The 17,642-nt window shown below is 57.9% G+C and carries 13 protein-coding genes; 10 read left to right on the top strand and 3 right to left on the bottom strand.

Features of this window, described 5'->3' with window-relative positions; all coding sequences use genetic code 11:
• Positions 1-21: 21 nt before the first annotated feature.
• On the bottom strand, positions 22-510 hold the full coding sequence (locus OO25_RS04030; protein WP_040178592.1) for an Lrp/AsnC family transcriptional regulator: 489 nt from the start codon (positions 508-510) through the stop codon (positions 22-24).
• Positions 511-604: 94 nt separating this feature from the next.
• On the opposite strand from OO25_RS04030, the gene OO25_RS04025 reads away from it, so the two are divergent.
• Together OO25_RS04025 and OO25_RS04020 are read left to right on the top strand one after the other, a co-directional pair.
• Positions 605-1,810 (top strand): methionine gamma-lyase, encoded by a 1,206-nt coding sequence (locus OO25_RS04025; protein ID WP_040178590.1) that lies wholly within the window; start codon positions 605-607, stop codon positions 1,808-1,810.
• A gap of 114 nt (positions 1,811-1,924) precedes the next feature.
• The gene (locus OO25_RS04020) at positions 1,925-4,336 is read left to right on the top strand and encodes a 1-deoxy-D-xylulose-5-phosphate synthase N-terminal domain-containing protein (RefSeq protein WP_040178589.1); all 2,412 of its coding nucleotides are present in this window, start codon (positions 1,925-1,927) and stop codon (positions 4,334-4,336) included.
• A 104-nt stretch (positions 4,337-4,440) separates the two neighbouring features.
• On the opposite strand, the gene OO25_RS04015 is transcribed toward OO25_RS04020, so the two are convergent.
• Entirely contained in the window at positions 4,441-7,692 is a 3,252-nt protein-coding gene (locus OO25_RS04015; protein ID WP_040178587.1) for a chemotaxis protein CheB, read from the bottom strand.
• A 271-nt stretch (positions 7,693-7,963) separates the two neighbouring features.
• Here OO25_RS04015 and OO25_RS04010 point away from each other — a divergent pair, with 271 nt between their 5' ends.
• The 7 genes from OO25_RS04010 (at position 7,964) to OO25_RS03980 (ending at position 14,564) form a co-directional block, all read left to right on the top strand.
• Positions 7,964-8,629 carry a hypothetical protein gene (locus tag OO25_RS04010; RefSeq protein WP_242406973.1) on the top strand — a complete coding sequence of 222 codons (666 nt, stop codon included), beginning with the start codon at positions 7,964-7,966 and terminating at the stop codon, positions 8,627-8,629.
• A 529-nt stretch (positions 8,630-9,158) separates the two neighbouring features.
• Positions 9,159-10,295: an ABC transporter substrate-binding protein gene (locus tag OO25_RS04005; protein WP_040169230.1), complete on the top strand. Its 1,137-nt coding sequence runs from the start codon at positions 9,159-9,161 to the stop codon at positions 10,293-10,295.
• 99 nt (positions 10,296-10,394) lie between these two features.
• Positions 10,395-11,315 carry a branched-chain amino acid ABC transporter permease gene (locus OO25_RS04000; protein WP_040169229.1) on the top strand — a complete coding sequence of 307 codons (921 nt, stop codon included), beginning with the start codon at positions 10,395-10,397 and terminating at the stop codon, positions 11,313-11,315.
• A complete protein-coding gene (locus OO25_RS03995; protein ID WP_040178582.1) occupies positions 11,315-12,298 on the top strand; it encodes a branched-chain amino acid ABC transporter permease in 984 nt (327 codons plus the stop codon). The genes OO25_RS04000 and OO25_RS03995 overlap by 1 nt, the downstream gene beginning before the upstream one ends.
• Positions 12,291-13,061, top strand: coding sequence for an ABC transporter ATP-binding protein (locus tag OO25_RS03990; protein WP_040178581.1), 771 nt, complete (start codon positions 12,291-12,293; stop codon positions 13,059-13,061). The genes OO25_RS03995 and OO25_RS03990 overlap by 8 nt, the downstream gene beginning before the upstream one ends.
• Complete coding sequence (locus OO25_RS03985; RefSeq protein WP_040178578.1) at positions 13,058-13,747, top strand: ABC transporter ATP-binding protein; 690 nt, start codon at positions 13,058-13,060, stop codon at positions 13,745-13,747. The genes OO25_RS03990 and OO25_RS03985 overlap by 4 nt, the downstream gene beginning before the upstream one ends.
• A 73-nt stretch (positions 13,748-13,820) precedes the next feature.
• A complete protein-coding gene (locus OO25_RS03980; protein WP_040178577.1) occupies positions 13,821-14,564 on the top strand; it encodes a glycosyltransferase family 2 protein in 744 nt (247 codons plus the stop codon).
• A 61-nt stretch (positions 14,565-14,625) separates the two neighbouring features.
• Here OO25_RS03980 and OO25_RS03975 read toward each other — a convergent pair whose 3' ends face one another.
• Positions 14,626-16,176 (bottom strand): trimethylamine methyltransferase family protein, encoded by a 1,551-nt coding sequence (locus tag OO25_RS03975; RefSeq protein WP_040178574.1) that lies wholly within the window; start codon positions 16,174-16,176, stop codon positions 14,626-14,628.
• Between the two features lie 524 nt (positions 16,177-16,700).
• Between OO25_RS03975 and OO25_RS03970 the strand changes: the two genes are divergently transcribed.
• On the top strand, positions 16,701-17,246 hold the full coding sequence (locus tag OO25_RS03970) for an outer membrane protein (protein WP_242406972.1): 546 nt from the start codon (positions 16,701-16,703) through the stop codon (positions 17,244-17,246).
• Positions 17,247-17,642: the final 396 nt, after the last annotated feature.

Genomic DNA, 17,642 nt, shown 5'->3' with positions numbered 1-17,642 from the left:
ATCAGCGAACCTGATGGGTGATCAGCCTCCGTTGCCCTCAACCTCAGGGTAGACTGCGGTCTTTTTCACGACGCCGTAGACAAAGCTGGTATCGATGGAACTGATGCCCCCGATGGGATGGAGCCGGGCGCGCACGAAGCGCTCATAATCTTCCAGATCCGCCACCACCACCCGCAGCAGATAGTCGGCCAGACCGGTCATTACAAAACACTCCAGCACCTCCGGCGTGTCGCGGATCTGGCGTTCGAAATTGGCCACCACGCTTTCTGTATGGTTCTCAAGGCTGACCCGGACAAAGACCGTGACCGGCAGCCCGTAGACCTTGGCATCGACGTCGATGCTGTAGCCCTGAATGACATTGGTATTTTCCAAAATACGCAATCGGCGCAGGCAGGGCGAGGGGGAGAGATTGACCTCTGCCGCGAGGTCGAGATTCGTCATCCGCCCATTGCGCTGCAGCGCCCGGATAATTCGCCGGTCAGTCACGTCTAGTCTGGGTATTTCTGGCATAATATGCCAATCCTTATGCTATTTGAGGGTAAATTAGCAACTAATCGCCCGTGTGACCATCCTAAGATGCTGGAAACGCAACAGGGTGATTTCCATGACAAAAACCGGTTCCAGCTTCTCCACACGCGCAATCCACCATGGCTATGACACGCAGTCGCAGCAGGGATCGCTGAACCCGCCGCTCTATCTGACGTCGACGTTCACCTTCGATTCCGCCGAGGCCGGCGGTGAGATGTTCACCGGCGAACGTGAAGGGCATTTCTACAGCCGGATCTCCAACCCGACTTTGGACCATCTGGAGCAGCGGATTGCCAATCTGGAAGGGGGCGAAGCAGGGCTTGCCACAGCGTCCGGCATGGGGGCGATCACCTCGACCCTGTGGTCGTTCCTTGCAGCGGGTGACGAAATCATTCTCGACAAGACGCTTTATGGCTGCACCTTCTCGTTTATGACCCACGGCCTGCCGCGTTTTGGCGTGAAGGTACGCCTGGTGGATATGACGGACCCAACCAATCTGGCTGAGGCGATCAGCCCGAAGACCAAGCTGGTCTATTTTGAGACGCCGGCGAATCCCAATAACCGCCTGATCGACATCGCCGCGATTTCCGAGATTGCACATAAAGCCGGTGCCAAGGTGGTGGTCGACAACACTTTTGCCACGCCGGTCATCACGCGACCGATCGAACTGGGCGCTGATATCGTCGTGCATTCAGCCACCAAATTCATCAGTGGGCACGGGGATGTCATTGCCGGTCTGGTGGTGGGCTCCAAGGAGGATATCACCCAGATTCGTTTGGTCGGGCTGAAGGATATGACCGGTGCGGTTATGTCACCCTTCAGCGCAATGCTGCTGATGCGCGGCCTGAAGACGCTGGAACTGCGCATGGAGCGCCATTGCAAATCCGCATTGAAGGTTGCCGAGGCTCTGCAATCGCACCCTGCGGTGGAGCGGGTCTATTATCCCGGCCTTGATGATTTTGCCCAAGGTGATCTGGCGCGACGGCAAATGTCGGGCTTTGGTGGCATGATCCCGTTTGAGGTGGTCGGCGGCAAGGCGGGCGGTATCGCCATGATGAACCGGCTTGAGATGGTCCAGCGCGCGGTCTCGCTAGGCGATGCGGAAACCCTGATCCAACACCCGGCCAGCATGACCCATTCGACCTATACCCCTGAGGAACGCGCCGAACATGGGATCGCTGAAGGTCTGGTGCGGATGTCAGTAGGGCTTGAAGGTGTCGACGATATCATCGACGATCTGATGCAGGCGCTGTCCTCGCATAACGCCTACGCTGCTGCCTGATTTCGGCTGTGCACGGGCGCGCGCCATTTGGGCGCCTATTGTAACTGCCGCGCCCTTCGGGGTGCCTTATGTAAAGCCCCCTCCGCACCCAGGCGGGAGGGGAACATTAAACTTATGCCAACGAGTTTGACCATGACCCCGACATCCGCCGCGCCGACACCCTCTTCTGAAATGCTCAAGACGATTGAGCAGCGGCTGCTATGGCTGTCACACTGGATGATCCACAACGCCAACCACCTGCGCGCCAAGGAAGATGGCATCAAGATCGGGGGTCATCAGGCCAGCTCCGCCTCCATGGTGTCGATCATGACCGCGCTCTATTTCAGCGCACTGCGGCCTGAGGATCGGGTGGCGGTGAAACCCCATGCCTCGCCGATCTTTCATGCGATCCAGTATCTTATGGGCAACCAGACCCGGGAGAAGATGGAGAATTTCCGAGGCTTTGGCGGCGTGCAAAGCTATCCGAGCCGGACCAAGGATATTGATGACGTGGATTTCTCCACCGGATCTGTGGGTCTGGGCGTGGCGATCACCTCCTTTGCGTCCATGGTTCAGGACTATATCACCGCGAAATCCTGGGGTGAGGACGCGCCGCAGGGGCGCATGGTGGCGCTGGTCGGCGACGCTGAGCTGGATGAGGGCAATGTCTATGAATGCCTTCAGGAAGGCTGGAAAAACGATCTGCGCAACACCTGGTGGATCATTGATTACAACCGCCAGTCCCTTGACGGGATCGTGCGCGAAGGATTGTTCCAGCGGATCGAGAAGATCTTTGACGCCTTTGGCTGGGATGTGGTGAAGGTAAAATATGGCGCCCTGCAGCGCGCCGCATTTGAGGAGCCGGGCGGCGACAAGCTGCGTCAGTGGATTGATGATTGCCCGAACCAGACATATTCGGCGTTAACCTTCATGGGCGGAGCGATCTGGCGCCAGCATCTGATGGAGGATCTGGGCGATCAGGGGGATGTGACTGCACTGATCGAGCGACGTTCGGATGCGGAGCTGGCGTCTCTGATGGAAAACCTCGGCGGCAATTGCGTAACCACCATGGCCGAGACCTTTGCCGCCATCGACCATGACCGCCCGGTTTGTTTCCTGGCCTATACGGTGAAGGGGTGGGGCACGCCCATCGCGGGCCACAAGGACAACCACGGCGGCCTGATGAACAAGACCCAGATGGCGGAATGGCAGCGCTATATGGGCGTCGCTGAGGGCGAGGAATGGGAGCCGTTTGCAACGGTCAAAGATGCGGCTGCGCTGCAAGGGTTTCTGGATCAGGCCCCGTTTTTTGCCAAGGGCGCGCGGCGTTATCAGGACGCGCGCTTGCCTGTGCCGACGGTGGAGGTGAAGACCGACCGCGAAATGTCGACACAGATGGGATTTGGCAAGATCCTTGATGACCTCTCCAAAGGCGACAGCGATCTGGCAACGAGGATTGTCACCATGTCTCCGGACGTGACCGGCACCACCAACCTTGGTCCTTGGGTGAACCGGCGCAAGCTGTTTGCCCGCACGGCCCAGGCGGATGCGTTCATCGAGCATAAGATCCCGTCGACCGCCAAATGGGAGTTTACACCGGACGGCCAGCATATCGAGTTGGGCATTGCGGAGATGAACTTGTTCTTGCTGCTGGGGGCTGCCGGCCTGTCTCAATCGCTGTTTGGCAAGCGGTTGATCCCGATTGGCACCGTCTATGATCCCTTCGTCGCGCGTGGCCTCGATGCGCTGAACTATGCCTGCTACCAGGATGCCCGTTTCATGATCGTAGGCACGCCATCTGGGGTGACATTGGCCCCGGAAGGGGGCGCGCATCAATCCATCGGCTCGCCACTGATCGGGATGAGCCAGGACGGGCTGGCTGCGTTTGAACCTGCCTTCGTGGATGAGCTGGCGGTGATTATGGAATGGGCGTTTGACTATCTCCAGCGCGACGGCGAGGGTGACCCGGATGAGCGCACATGGCTGCGCGATGAGACCGGCGGCTCGGTCTATTTGCGACTAACCACCAACCCGATTGAACAGCCCGGCAAACGTGGTGACGATGATTTCCGGCAGGGGGCCATTGATGGCGCTTACTGGCTGAAAAAGCCGGGGCCGAACTGTGATGTGGTGATCGCCTATCAGGGGGCCGTCGCGCCAGAAGCCATCAAAGCCGCTGCCGCCATTGGCGAGGGTCGCCGTGACGTGGGCGTGCTGGCCGTCACCTCAGCCGACCGGTTGAATGCGGGCTGGACCGCAGCGCAGCGGGCGCGGGCACGTGGCCTGCCGCAGGCGCAAAGCCATATCGAGACCTTGCTGGCCCAGCTGCCCAGCCATTGCAAGCTGATCACGGTGATTGACGGGCATCCCGCAACCCTGAGCTGGCTGGGGAGCGTTCAGGGGCATCAGTCTATTCCGCTTGGCGTCGAGCATTTTGGCCAAACCGGCACCATCGGCGATCTCTACCGTCACTTCGGCATCGACGCGCAAGCCATCACCGCAGCCGCAGATGGGCTAACCGCAGGCAAACGGCTGAAAGTCGTATAATGCTCGTGCCGTGGGGACTGGGCAAAACACGCAGAAATCGAATATAAAGAAAGGCGCAGTCACCTGCGCCTTTCTTAAACTGCTATTGCCGAAGTTAAAGCTGGTCAGCCGACAGCCTGTTGCGCCTCGCGGAAGATACCGACCAACCGTGTCACCTCGCCGTTTTCGTCGCGCACTGCCACGCCCTGGCTTTCCACATGAATCTCCGAGCCATCGGCGCGGATCAAACGTTTGATGAAGTTAAAGCCAGTGCCGGCTTCGATGGCCTCGGAGACGATGCGTTGAACGTCCTCGCGATCGTCAGGGTGGAAGAACGCAATTGCGCTGTCGATTTCCGGATTATAGCTTTCGGGATCTACACCATGAATCTCGTAGACTTTGGGCCACCAAAAGGGGGTCTGACCATCGGAGTCAATGGACCAGAAGCCAATCCCAACCATGTCTTGCACCATTTCAGCCTGCATCAGCAGCGCCTCAGCGTGTTTACGCGCCTCCACAGTTTCGGTCACATCAGTGCCAATGGTGAAGATGGTCGGTTCTTCAATGATATGATGAGGGAAGCGGTGGCGATCCATGCTGATCCAGCGGGTGCTCTCTTCATGAGGAAGGTTCACTTGCAGCAATTCATGATCAAAACCGTTTTGAGTGTCGAGAACTTTTGCATCATTCTCGAACATCTGCTCATCAACGCCGGCATCAGAGGCCAGGTTGAAGACATTTTTCGACAGCGCTTTGTCGCGGCTTGGACCGAGAAGTTCTGCGTAGGCCGAACTGATCCGCAGGATCTCTCCGCTACGGGTTCGGTTCATCAGCAACAGCTTGGAATTGTCGAGGATCATCTCCATCTCGTGCGCCATGCCGGGGAATTCTGACGCCACCATGGTCACCCCAAGGATCTGCCCGTTGACGTCGAAATAGGGCGAGCAGATCAGGTGGATGCGCGTCCCTTTAGAAGTGAATTCCTCAGTTACAGTTTGGCCAAGACGCAACGCTTCGCTGCAAATGGGTGCCAGTATCGGGAAACCTTCGGGCAGAGCGCATTGGCTGATGTGAGGGCTGGAGATCGGACGGCGAATGTTGAACATCCGCGTCGCTGCCAGAGTTGCCTGCGTGATCTGCAAGGCGCTGTCCGCCACGACAATCGCCAATGGCGTGCTCTCAAGAACGGAAATCAGCTCGCCTGTACGACCACTCAGCTCGGATGCCGTGACCTGCAGCTCCTCGTTGACGGTGATCAACTCTTCATTGGTGGATTGCAGTTCTTCGTTTGAGGTTTCGAGCTCTTCATTGGTGGCTTGTAGCTCTTCGTTGGTGGATTGGAGCTCCTCATTGAGTGACTGCAACTCTTCGTTTGAGGTTTCCAGTTCTTCGATGGTCTGCTGCAGCGCTTCTCGGGTTGTTGCAACCTCATTTTCCAGATTGCGAATCCGTTCGAAGGTCGCGTCGCCCTCATCGCCGACAATTGGCGCCGCGTTCATCCTGGACCGGTCGACGGTTACCGGGGTGAATACCACCAGTGCGGCGCGCTCGCTGATATCTTTGGCGATAATCGGATAGACATCTAAACGTATTTCTTCATCGTCATTTTCAGCCAGAAGATGACGGACGCCCCCCTTATGGGCGCCGTTCTTCAACGCGATGGTAATCAGGCTGCGGGCCTCTTCGCGCAGAGGACTGCGCAACAGGTCAAGATGCATCCGCAGCGAACTGGTCTCATTTACTTCGATAAACTGGCTAACGGACCCATAGACTCGCGCAATAGAGAAATCCTCGGTGACCAAAAGCGAGTTCTTGCCGAGAGACTGTGCCAGCGCTTCGAAAAGCTGACGATCGGTGGATGGACCTTGCTGTGGCGGTGGCTTGATTGTCGGCCGCTGCGCCATCATCGGAACCGAGGGCATATTGTAGGGTTGCTGTGCCTGATGGGCGCGCAGGGACCGCTTGCGATAGACATGCGACGTGGAGCGGTCCTGCACGAACAGTTCATCCGACCCCGCAACACTTTCCGCAGTGCCGAGGAACAGCAGCGCATGCGGTGACATCGCATAGTGGAACCGAGACATGACTTTCTGCTGAAGCGGATTGCCAAAATAGATTAGCAGGTTACGGCAACAGATCAGATCTACTTTCTGGAAAGGGGGATCCTGGCAAACATTGTGGTCGGAGAACAGAACTGCATTGCGTAGATTGTCGACCACCCGCACACCGTCGGTCTGACGGATCAAGTACTTATCCGCAAGCTCAGAGGGAATATCGTTCAGCGCCGCAAGGCTGTAGACCCCTTTGCGCGCCGTTTTCAACGCTTCCTTATCGATATCAGTCGCAAAAATCTGTACCCGCGATTTGAGCTGATTGGTCGGATTGCCAAGCGCCTCTGAGACCACCATCGCGATCGAATAGGCTTCCTCACCAGTGGCGCAGCCCGCGACCCATATTCGCAGCGCTCCGGGACCACGCTCCTTTATAAGCTGAGGCAGCAGCCCCTTCAGCAGTTCGAATTCTTCGCGATCACGGAAGAACCGCGTGACTGAGATCAGCAGGTCTTTGAACAGAGCATCAACCGCATGGGGATTGTTACGGCAGAACTGCGTGTACTCCTCTTGAGTTTCAATCCCAAGGGCTATCATACGCCGTTCAATCCGGCGGCTGATGGTTGTCTGCTTGTAGTCGCGGAAATCCACACGCGTGCGCGCCAATAGGATTTGAAGCAGGTCCGATACCGGCGAATCTCGCAGGCTGTTCTCGTGACGAAAGGAGGTAAAATCACGCGGTGAGGACAGGATTTTCTGCAGGTTTGCACCAATATCCTGGGGCCGTAGGACCAAATCTACGCAACCAGTCTGAACTGCGGCTACAGGCATGCCGTCGTATTTTGCGCTCTCGGCATCCTGAGCAATGGTGATGCCGCCGGCCTCGCGAATGGCTTGTACGCCATAGGCGCCATCACTGCCCGTCCCAGAGAGAATTATCGCCATCGAATTATCGCCATTTTGCTCCGCCAGACTGACAAGGAAGCGGTCCACCGAGGGACGTGGCGTTCCAGGTTCGGCATTTGGATCCTGCAACAGATGGAGACGACCGTTTGAGAAGATTACATCGCTTTTGGGGGGCGTAATATAGACAACATTGGCCTCAGGCACGGTGCCATTCTCTATGGTTCCGACCTTCAGCTGGGTCTGACGCGCCACCAGTTCTGTCATCAGGCTTTTGTGGTGTGGCGACATGTGCTGTACGACAACGTAGGCCGCAGGCACATCCACCGGGAGAGTGGCAACCAGTTCGCGGATGGCTTCTAGCCCGCCTGCCGACGACCCGATACCGATAATCGTCAGGTCTTTTGTAGTTCGCGTTGTCATATGTGTGCCTATCGTCTATCGTATGCTCTATCTATTAGCGCCTTCAGCACCAAGAGGTCCATGATCAATTAAAAAAAGGTCAAATTGGGATGCTGGTTTACTCGGGATGAGGGTATTGGGGGTGAAATGCATTATTGCAATCTATGGTTGCATAAGGCTTGACTGGGATTGTTACTCCAATCTACGCTGCATAAATAATTTATAAACGACTCCTAACTAGATATTAAAGCATCTCCAATTGTACAGGTTGGTTGTGATGAATGTGGTAACTATGACTGACAGTTCCGAGGCTGGAGAAGATCAGCGGCGGTTCATAGTGAACTTGATCGCCGATCAGGGTGAGGCTCCCCATGTACGGTCCTGCGAAGTGGTTAGTCCTGCATTTCGAAATCGAACATCCTTCGTAAACACGATGCCTCTTGATGAAGTGTTCTGCGATGCCATTGCGGATGGCCTGACTGACTGTGTCAATATGTTGTCGGGTGAAACACAGGTGATTTCGTTGCCATCGCTCATTCTTGAGGTGCCGGGCCTTGTTCTGGCAGGGGCACATGTTCTCTCAACTGTCGACGAAGACGGTAGCCAGTCGATCATCATTCGGTTTCGGTGTAGCGTCGGCGGTATCGGCTACGCTTTCCGCCCCGACGTGGGGTTCGGTGCCGGGCTTGAGGATTTGACCCGAGAGGTAAGCGCGCAGGTGCTGACGGATCTGGCATTGCCATTGCTCAATGTCCTTTCCGCGACGGAGGCCGGCCTGGTCGACGCAAAAAGTGCAATCGGGTCACTCAGTCAGCAGCTGGCTGACCGTGTCCACGAGATCCGCTTTCAGATTGAGCTTGTGAAGCGCTACACTGACGGTCTCGAGCGCCAGCGTAGAAGCAGTCAAAGTGCAGAAGCGATGAGAGAGCAACCGCGTCACCTCACGTCCTGTCAGTGAATGACATCGTTTGCAGAGCCCGACTGTATGTTTGCGCGCCGACGGCAGCATTACAACCTGCCATCGTATCGCAAATTCAATGTGTTGTTGTGATCGGCGTGCCTAAGACTACCGCTTGGTCACATTTCTCCTGAAATTTCCAGTTCTGTTCACGGCATCGCCAATCGCGCGCCCACTCCCGGCAGGCAGGCACCGTCTCAAACGAGGGTTAGAAAACCCGCTGCAACGTCGGGGCCGGACGTAAGGTTGCTGGTGCAATAAGTTTTAAGGTTAGATATTTTAATCTTGAAATAAATATGGACTTCAGCCTAGGCTTCCTTGAAGGACTGATGAAACGGTCCTTGGACATAGCGCGACCTGTCTCCTGCGCATGTGCTCTGCCTCCGGCATGAGCATATGCGTGTGGACTGACAAATCTGAAGAACGCCGCAAAAAGCTGGCGCCGTGCAGTCCAATCAGAAAGAGTAAGCGGCGGGGAGTTGCCACAGAAGCGGCCCTCATTGCTCAGACAGATCAGGGAGATGGATCAATGACGACACTGAAGACCATGGCGCTGGCAACAGCCGTATCAACGCTGGCCTTGGCCGCGAGCGCTGAGACCAAGATTGGTATGATCACAACACTCTCCGGCGGCGGTGCGGGCCTTGGCGTCGATGTGCGCGACGGTTTCATGCTGGCGATGGAGCAGGCAGGCCGCGATGATATCGAAGTGGTGATCGAAGACGATCAGCGCAAACCCGAAAGCGCCGTACAGATCGCTGATCAGATGATCCAATCAGAAAAGGTCGATATCATGACCGGCATCATCTGGTCGAACCTCGCTATGGCGGTGGTTCCGGCGGCCACGGCGCAAGGCGTATTCTACCTGTCGCCCAATGCCGGTCCGTCAGCACTGGCCGGAAAGCGTTGCCATGAAAACTACTTCAACGTGGCCTGGCAGAACGACAATCTGCATGAGGCGGCGGGTGCCTATGCCAATAATGCGAGCCTGAAGAACAGCTATATCCTCGCCCCGAATTACCCGGCTGGGAAGGATGCATTGACCGGCTACAAGCGGATGTATCAGGGCGATCTGGCCGGTGAGACATACACCAAATTGGGTCAGACCGATTACGCGGCCGAAATTGCTCAGATCCGCGCTTCCGGTGCCGACAGCGTCTATTTCTTCCTGCCGGGTGGCATGGGCATTTCCTTCCTCAAGCAATATGCAGACAGCGGTGTCGATCTGCCGGTTGTTGGCCCGGCCTTCAGTTTTGATCAGGGCATTCTGCAGGCGGTCGGTGGTGCTGCATTGGGGATCAAGAACACCTCGCAGTGGAACAAAGACCTCGACAATCCGGCCAACACGGCCTTTGTCACCGCCTTTGAGCAGAAATATGAACGCCTCCCTTCGCTCTATGCAAGCCAGGGCTACGACACCGCAAACCTGATCCTCAGCGCATTGGACAAGGCAAGTGTTGATGACAAGGAGGCCTTCCGCGCGGCGCTGAAGGCTGCGGAGTTCGACTCCGTTCGGGGTGATTTCAAATTCGGCGACAACCACCACCCGGTCCAGAACATCTACGTCCGCGAAGTCATTCAGGAAGGGGATGTTTTCACCAACAAGATCATCGCAACCGGTTTGGAAAATCACGCTGACGCCTATGCGGCAGAGTGCAAGATGTAAGACAATCTGAGGCGTGCGGGCCGGTGAGAGATCCGGCTCGCATCCTCCCATTCCAATGGCTGCGGAGGTGTGATGCCTCTGCCTTGGTGGAACGAATTCATGTCCCTCATACTTATACTGGAGCAGATCCTGAACGGATTGCAGTTCGGGGTGATGCTCTTTCTCATGGCGGCCGGCCTGACCTTGGTCTTTGGTGTCATGGGGCTGATCAATCTGGCGCATGGTGCGCTTTATATGGTTGGTGCCTTTGCCGCCGCGGTTGTTGCGGCTTGGACCGGTTCATTTGTTCTGGCCCTGATCGCCAGCCTGGCCGCCGCCGCAGCGGCTGGCGCGCTGGTCGAACTTCTGGTGATACGGAAACTCTATGACCGGGATCATCTGGATCAGGTGCTGGCCACGTTTGCGCTGATCCTGATCTTCTCCGAGGGCACGCGCTGGGTCTTTGGATCTTTCCCGCTGTTTCTGGATGTGCCGGGTTATCTGTCGGGTCCGATCAGCCTGCCGGGGGGCATTGAATACCCGCTTTATCGTCTGACCATCATTGCCATTGGTCTCGTGGTCGCAGCCGGGTTGTTCTGGCTGATCGCGCGCACCCGTATCGGGATCCAGATCCGCGCCGGCGAAAGTGACCGGGAGATGATTGCGGCACTTGGTGTCGATATTTCAAAGCTTTACACGCTGGTCTTCGCCCTTGGCGCAGCGCTGGCCGGGCTGGCCGGTGCCTTGGTCGGAGCCATTCAATCGGTGCAGGTCGGCATGGGTGAGCCGGTGCTGATCCTGGCCTTCGTGGTGATTGTCATCGGCGGCATCGGTTCGATCAAGGGAGCGATGGTCGGTGCATTGTTGGTGGGGCTGACGGATACATTGGGCGGCGTTTTCCTGCCGCAGCTGTTTGCGCTGTTCATGGAGCCTGCCAGTGCGACATCCGTCGGGGCATCGCTGGCGTCGATGCTGATTTACATCCTGATGGCGCTCATCCTGTTGGTGCGCCCGTCCGGTCTCTATGGGGGGCAGCACTGATGAGCCGTGAAAACCTGTTGAACGCTGCGGTGATCCTGCTGCTGCTCGCGATCCCGCTGTGGGCGCATATGGCAGAAGAGCCGTTTCTGATCACCCTCGCCACAAAAGTCGCAATCCTTGCGCTGGCTGGGGTTGGTCTCAATATTGCGCTGGGGATTGGTGGGCTTGTGAGCCTTGGCCATGCTGCATTTTTCGGGATCGGCGGTTATGCGATGGGAATCCTGGCGGCCCACGCGCAGAATTACGAACCGCTGGCCGAATGGCCGATGCTGATCGAAGGCACCAACCAAATGCCGGTGATCTGGCTGGTGGCGGTTGTCGCCAGCGCGCTTGCGGCACTGGTAATTGGCGCGCTGTCGCTGCGCACCTCTGGCGTCTATTTCATCATGATCACCTTGGCCTTTGGTCAGATGCTCTACTACTTTGCCATCAGTTGGTCAGCCTATGGTGGTGAGGACGGGCTATCGATCTGGGTGCGCAATGAGTTTCCGGGTCTGAACACATTGGTTCCTTTGCAGTTTTTCCTGATCTGTTATGCCATCCTTTGTGCGGCGCTATGGTTTGCCGCCCGGCTGGCGCGCGCGCCCTTTGGGCTGGCGCTTTCTGCTGCGCGTCAATGCGAGGCGCGGGTGGAGACGGTTGGCATCACCCCTTACCAGCTGCGTCTGACGGCCTTTGTTATCTCAGGCGCGATCACCGGCTTGGCCGGGGCGCTGTTTGCCGATCTGAACCGTTTCGTCAGCCCCACCATGCTCAGCTGGCATACCAGTGGTGAGATCATGATCTTTGTCATCATCGGTGGCGTGGGTCGGCTGTTTGGTCCAGTCATCGGCGCTGCGCTGTTCATCCTGCTGGAGCACCTTCTGGGTGGGATCAGCGATTACTGGCAGATCTATTTGGGCGGGCTGCTGCTGATCATCGTGCTTTACGCCCGTGGTGGCGTGATCGGTGCGATCAGCGGACGGGAGGTAGCCCATGACTGATCTAACGGGCGCAAAACGGGTCCTGGAGGTCAGGGATCTGTGCAAATCCTTCGGCGCGTTGCAGGCCAGCAAGAACATCTCACTGGATCTGCGCGCCGGTGAAATCCATGCGTTGATCGGCCCCAACGGCGCCGGAAAATCAACCCTTATCAAGCAGATATCCGGCGAACTTCGTCCTGACAGAGGGTCCATCTCGCTGCTTGGTCGCCCGGTTGATGACCTGAGCCGCGTCGCACGAGCCCGGATGGGGCTGGGGCGCACCTTTCAGATCTCCGCGCTCGCGATGGATTTCACGGTGTTGCAAAACGCGGTGCTTGGCGCGCTTGGTGCGCGGGGTGGCGTGTTTCGGTTCCTTGGCAATGTGATGCGAGACAAGGCACTGGTGGCGCAGGCGGAACAGGCGTTGGAGCGCGTGGGCCTGCTGAGCGATGCAAAGCGGCGGACCGCTGATCTGTCACATGGTCAACGGCGCCAACTGGAGGTGGCGGTGGCGCTGACGCTGCAACCGAAACTGTTCTTGATGGATGAGCCGATGGCCGGTCTTGGCGCGGGGGGATCGCAGGCGCTGACCGGGTTTTTGGACACACTGCGCCACGAGGCGCCGATCCTTCTGGTGGAGCATGATATGGACGCGGTCTTTGCCTTGGCGGATCGGATCAGCGTGCTGGTTTATGGCGAGGTCATAGCCACCGGCACCACCGATGAGATCCGCAACAACGCTGAGGTGCGACGCGCCTACTTGGGTGAAGAGGAGGCGGTATGATGTTGCTATCTCTTAAAAATGTTACTGCATCATATGGACCATCTCAGGCCTTGTTTGGTGTAGATCTGGACATTGGCGAAGGCGAAGTGGTGGCGCTGATGGGGCGCAACGGGATGGGTAAGTCGACCACAATCAAGACCATCTGCGGCATGCTGCCAGCGAGTGAAGGCACGCTGCATTTCGCCGGAAATGACCTGCGCAAGCTGCCCTCACATAAAATCGCGCGCCTGGGCATCGGGCTGGTTCCTGAGGGCCGCCGGTGTTTTGCCCCACTCACGGTCGAAGAAAATTTAAGAGCTGCCGCACGGCCCGGCCCCTGGGATTTTGCCATGGTGGCAGATCTCTTTCCCCGCTTGGCGGAGCGGCGCGATCAGACTGCGTCGTCTTTGTCCGGAGGGGAGCAACAGATGCTCGCCATTGGCCGCGCGCTGATGATCAATCCCCGGCTGCTGATCCTGGATGAGGCCACCGAAGGGTTAGCGCCAGTGGTGCGGCAGGAGATCTGGGCGGCGATTGCACGGCTGAAACGCGACAGTGGCCTGTCGATCCTGGTGGTGGACAAAACGCTGCGGGAACTCGCTGCCGTGGCCGATCGCGCGGTGATCGTGAACAAGGGCACGACGGTTTGGACAGGTGCGATGGGCGCGCTGACGCCCGAGCTGAAGGACCGCTATCTGGGCGTTTAGGCAGGTCCGCGGCTTGGACTTGCGCTGTGGCTTTGCTAGGCAGGGCAAAACAGCCCCGGCCAAGGAACCTGCCATGCCTGCAATCACCCTCTGCATTCCTGCCTATGCCATGGGCGGGGATGGTGCGCGTTACCTGGCGGATTCCTTTGACCATCTCTGCCACCAGAGTTTTAGCGATTTTGATATCGTCGTGTCAGATCAATCCGATGACATGGCGGTTGCGGATGTCTGCCGGGACTATGCCGACCGGCTGACCATCACCCATCTGTGGAACCGCGAGGGGCTGCGACAGGCATCGGTCAATGTGAATAACGCAATGGCCCATGCAACCGGCGATATTATCAAGGTTCTGTTCCAGGATGATTTGATCATAGATCCCAACGGGTTGACGCACATACATGATGCAATGGGGCAGGGGGCGGACTGGTGCCTCTGCGGCTCTGGTGTCACGCGGGACGGCAGCAGTGTGACCCGTCCGATGCGTCCCCGCCTGACGGATCGGTTGCATTTTGGCAAGAACACGGTGTCCAGCCCCTCGGTTCTCGCCATGCGCCGGACTTCGGCCATGGAGTTCGACGAAGCCTTGATCTGGCTGATGGATGTGGACCTCTATAAACGTCTGTGGGATGCCTACGGAGATCCCGTGGTGGTGCCAGACACAGTGATCGCCAACCGCATGCACGAAGGCCAGGTCAGCGCCTCTGTCAGCAAGGCGCTACGGCAGAAAGAGCTGCGATACATGCGCAAAAAATTTGCCAAGAGCACCAGTTTTCGTGGCTGGCTGGAATATTTGCGGCAGCGGCTGAAGGCCATCTGAGATCGGCGTCGAAGTTCACCTATGGGCAGTCCGTGACGATGCCCATAGGTATTTCAATGACTTATCTGGGCAGGTGAATGTTAAATCGCTCCCGCAGCGCCTGATCCAGAACCGGGTCGAATTGCGCCTGCGAGGCCTGGCTCAGGATTTGTTCCTTGCGGGCCACGGCCTTTTCTATGAGGTCGGGTTTGTCCAGCTCGGCCCATTCCTTGGGCGAGGTGCGATCCCCGAATGTCGGGTAGACAAAATCCTGCTGCATCCGGCTCAGCGTAGCGTCCGTACCCAGATAATGGCCCGTACCGCTAAGGCAGACTTCAGCGATCTGATCAATGGCAACGGTATCCTCGCTCACCTCAATCCCGCGCACGCAGCGCATGGCCTGACCAAGCATATCGTCGCTCAGGATCAGGGACTCAAGGCAGAACCCAAGCAGTGAAGCATGCATTCCGGCTGCTTCATACACCATGTTGCACCCCGACAGCCCCGCCATCACGTTGGAGCACATCTGCTCCCATCCGGCCTGCATGTCGGGCAGTTTGCTGTCAGAGGCGCCAGCGGCGGCCCCGCCCGGCAGGTCATAATAATGATGCATCTGCGCGCAGCCCGCCGTGAGCAGGGCCTGTTCGCCAGATCCGATCGACATCGCCCCGGTTCGCAGATCAAGCCCAAACGGCCAGGTGCCAAAAATCGCGGGCGCGCCGGGTTTGACAGCGTTGACGTAAACCAGACCGGCCAGGCATTCGGCCACCGCCTGCACAATCGCGCCGGCAATTGTTGAGGGGGCGGTTGCGCCAGCCATGCCAGCGGACAACAGGAGAACCGGCATGCCCCCCTTGATGCACAGCTCCATCACCTCGCAGCTTTCGGTGGCGAACTTCATCGGGGGCACAACGAAGCAGTTGGAATTGGACATAAACGGACGCTCGCGCCATTTGTCCTCACCGCCTGCAATCATATGCAGCATCTCCAGAGCCGGCGGCACATGGCTCGGCTCGGTAAAGGATGTTCCGATATGTTTCAGCGTGCCAGAGCAGCTTGCGTAGACCGTATTCAGGTCCATTTCCATATTGTCGAGAATATCGCGGCACACCATGGGCCGTTGCAGGAAATGGACATTGTCCAGCTGGTCGGTGATCCGGGCGGCGTCGTGCAGGTCCTGCACAGTTGAATCGCGGTATGTCCGACCATGAACGTCAACCACATGGACCGCAGCACCGGCGGTGCCATAATGCACCCGGCTACCGGAGAGTTCGAGATCGTTTTTGCCATCCCGGCTGAACAGGGTGACTGATCTGTTGGCCTTGGCAATCGTGTCCTCCACCAAGGCACGGGGGAAGCGGATGCGGCCATCGTCCCCTTCGATACAGCCCGCAGCTTTCAGATAGGCGACCCCGCTGGGGGGCGCGTCGGCAAGGCCGATCTGCTCCAAGGCATCCAGCGCGGCTTGGTGAATGCGTGCGACACCGGCGTCGCTGAGCGGGCGGTAAAGCCCGCCCTCCAACCCGGCCCGGATGGGGCGCAGATGGTCGGCAAGGGGGGCTGCACGGGCAGCACGGCGGGCAGCGCGGCCACCGCTGCGGGCCGCACGAGGGGAGTTTGATTGATCTGTCATAAGGTCTCTCTGGGTCTGAAATGAAATCTGAATGTCTCAGACCCGCCGCGGTCGTCCCCGTGCCGCCCGACCACGGGACGCGCCGATAGTGCGTCCGATCAGGCTGATGACCCACCGTTCCCCTGACTGTTTCCCTGGCTGGTTGGCTGCCATGTCGCTGCTCCATCGTGCTCTGGACATCGTTGCACAGGGGGCGACCGATTCTATCTCATTTGCGACTTTTGTGAAATTTGCGACCAATATTTCACAGTTGGTATATGTAGACTGTCACGCATACCTTTTGATGATACGCCTAAAAATCGAAACATTTTAGAGTCTTGCGTGACCATCTTCATCTATATCTATATAGCCTGTTCGGTCAGACTAAGAACGTCAACATGCTGAACCTGCTGTTAAGCATTTGCAGAGATACTGGTCGGAGATGGACAATCACGCGCGCCTAAACCGCGGGCCGTCAGAAAAGGGACGTGCCGATGTTACCGGCCTCCATTGAACACACAGATCACAAACTATCGGCGCACCACATGATGTGGCGACGGTGCCTTCGATCGCGCGAAGGTGTATCCGCTCGTCAGGCGGCGATGGTCGGGTTTGTCACCGCTGTTCTGTCTGCTGCACCTGGTTTTGCCGGCGACTGGAGCGGATTTTTCCTTGGCACCTCAATTGCACGGGTGCAGGCAGTACAATCAGAGCGCGGCTCGGTGAGCGCGTCGGGGCTTCATCTTGGCTATGATCATGATTTCGGCCGCGTAGTGCTGGGTGGGGAGGTTGAGGTCGATCGCAGCGGGCGTGTCCGCTCTGACCTGACTGAGGAGCAGACTCGGCGGATCAAGCTGCGCGCTGGGTACGACATGGGGGAGACGCTGGGATATGTCACCATCGGCTCCGCGCGCAATGAAACCGCCACAGATAGCGACAATGGTGCGGTTTATGGCCTGGGGCTCAGCTACTCGCTCAACCGTGCTCTGCGGGTCAGCGGGGAATACCTGCATCAGGACGCAAGCGATGGTGCGGCCGTTCGGGCCCCATCCCGGGATATCCTGTCGATCCGCGCATCTTTTCAGTTCTGACAGCAGCCCTCTCACCATCCGCCAATAGAATTGACTGCCGAAATCGGCCTACTGCGGCTATTTCGCAGGTCCGAGCATCCCTGCACAGCGCCTCAACCTCGGTTGAGCGACCCCCGGAATAGGCCGATCCGGAGCAGTCGGCTGGGCGCGGATACGGAATCAAGATAGGCGGCGGTTGGCCGGTCGCGCGAGATGCTGGCGCGTACTTGCCAATCGGCAATGAAACGCCCGAAATCAATCGGCAGGAACCTGCCTCAGACGCTCATTTTGGGCCAAATAATGCGCAGAAATTCGGAAAAATATGCCGGGGTCTGGAACAAAACGGCCGTCGATCTTCTTTAGGAGGGGCAGACGCGAGAGTAGCGCGTCGACGCAGAAGACACATGTCGAAAGACA

Source organism: Phaeobacter sp. S60 (assembly GCF_000826845.1).
Classification (GTDB): domain Bacteria; phylum Pseudomonadota; class Alphaproteobacteria; order Rhodobacterales; family Rhodobacteraceae; genus Phaeobacter; species Phaeobacter piscinae.
Note: the sequence above shows the minus strand (reverse complement) of the source record. Positions and strands in the feature narration are given on the sequence as shown.

Coding starts and splice junctions, on each gene's coding strand:
- OO25_RS04030 (WP_040178592.1), bottom strand. CDS start 510: ATGCCAGAAATACCCAGACTAGACGTGACTGACCGGCGAATTATCCGG.
- OO25_RS04025 (WP_040178590.1), top strand. CDS start 605: ATGACAAAAACCGGTTCCAGCTTCTCCACACGCGCAATCCACCATGGC.
- OO25_RS04020 (WP_040178589.1), top strand. CDS start 1,925: ATGCCAACGAGTTTGACCATGACCCCGACATCCGCCGCGCCGACACCC.
- OO25_RS04015 (WP_040178587.1), bottom strand. CDS start 7,692: ATGACAACGCGAACTACAAAAGACCTGACGATTATCGGTATCGGGTCG.
- OO25_RS04010 (WP_242406973.1), top strand. CDS start 7,964: ATGACTGACAGTTCCGAGGCTGGAGAAGATCAGCGGCGGTTCATAGTG.
- OO25_RS04005 (WP_040169230.1), top strand. CDS start 9,159: ATGACGACACTGAAGACCATGGCGCTGGCAACAGCCGTATCAACGCTG.
- OO25_RS04000 (WP_040169229.1), top strand. CDS start 10,395: ATGTCCCTCATACTTATACTGGAGCAGATCCTGAACGGATTGCAGTTC.
- OO25_RS03995 (WP_040178582.1), top strand. CDS start 11,315: ATGAGCCGTGAAAACCTGTTGAACGCTGCGGTGATCCTGCTGCTGCTC.
- OO25_RS03990 (WP_040178581.1), top strand. CDS start 12,291: ATGACTGATCTAACGGGCGCAAAACGGGTCCTGGAGGTCAGGGATCTG.
- OO25_RS03985 (WP_040178578.1), top strand. CDS start 13,058: ATGATGTTGCTATCTCTTAAAAATGTTACTGCATCATATGGACCATCT.
- OO25_RS03980 (WP_040178577.1), top strand. CDS start 13,821: ATGCCTGCAATCACCCTCTGCATTCCTGCCTATGCCATGGGCGGGGAT.
- OO25_RS03975 (WP_040178574.1), bottom strand. CDS start 16,176: ATGACAGATCAATCAAACTCCCCTCGTGCGGCCCGCAGCGGTGGCCGC.
- OO25_RS03970 (WP_242406972.1), top strand. CDS start 16,701: ATGATGTGGCGACGGTGCCTTCGATCGCGCGAAGGTGTATCCGCTCGT.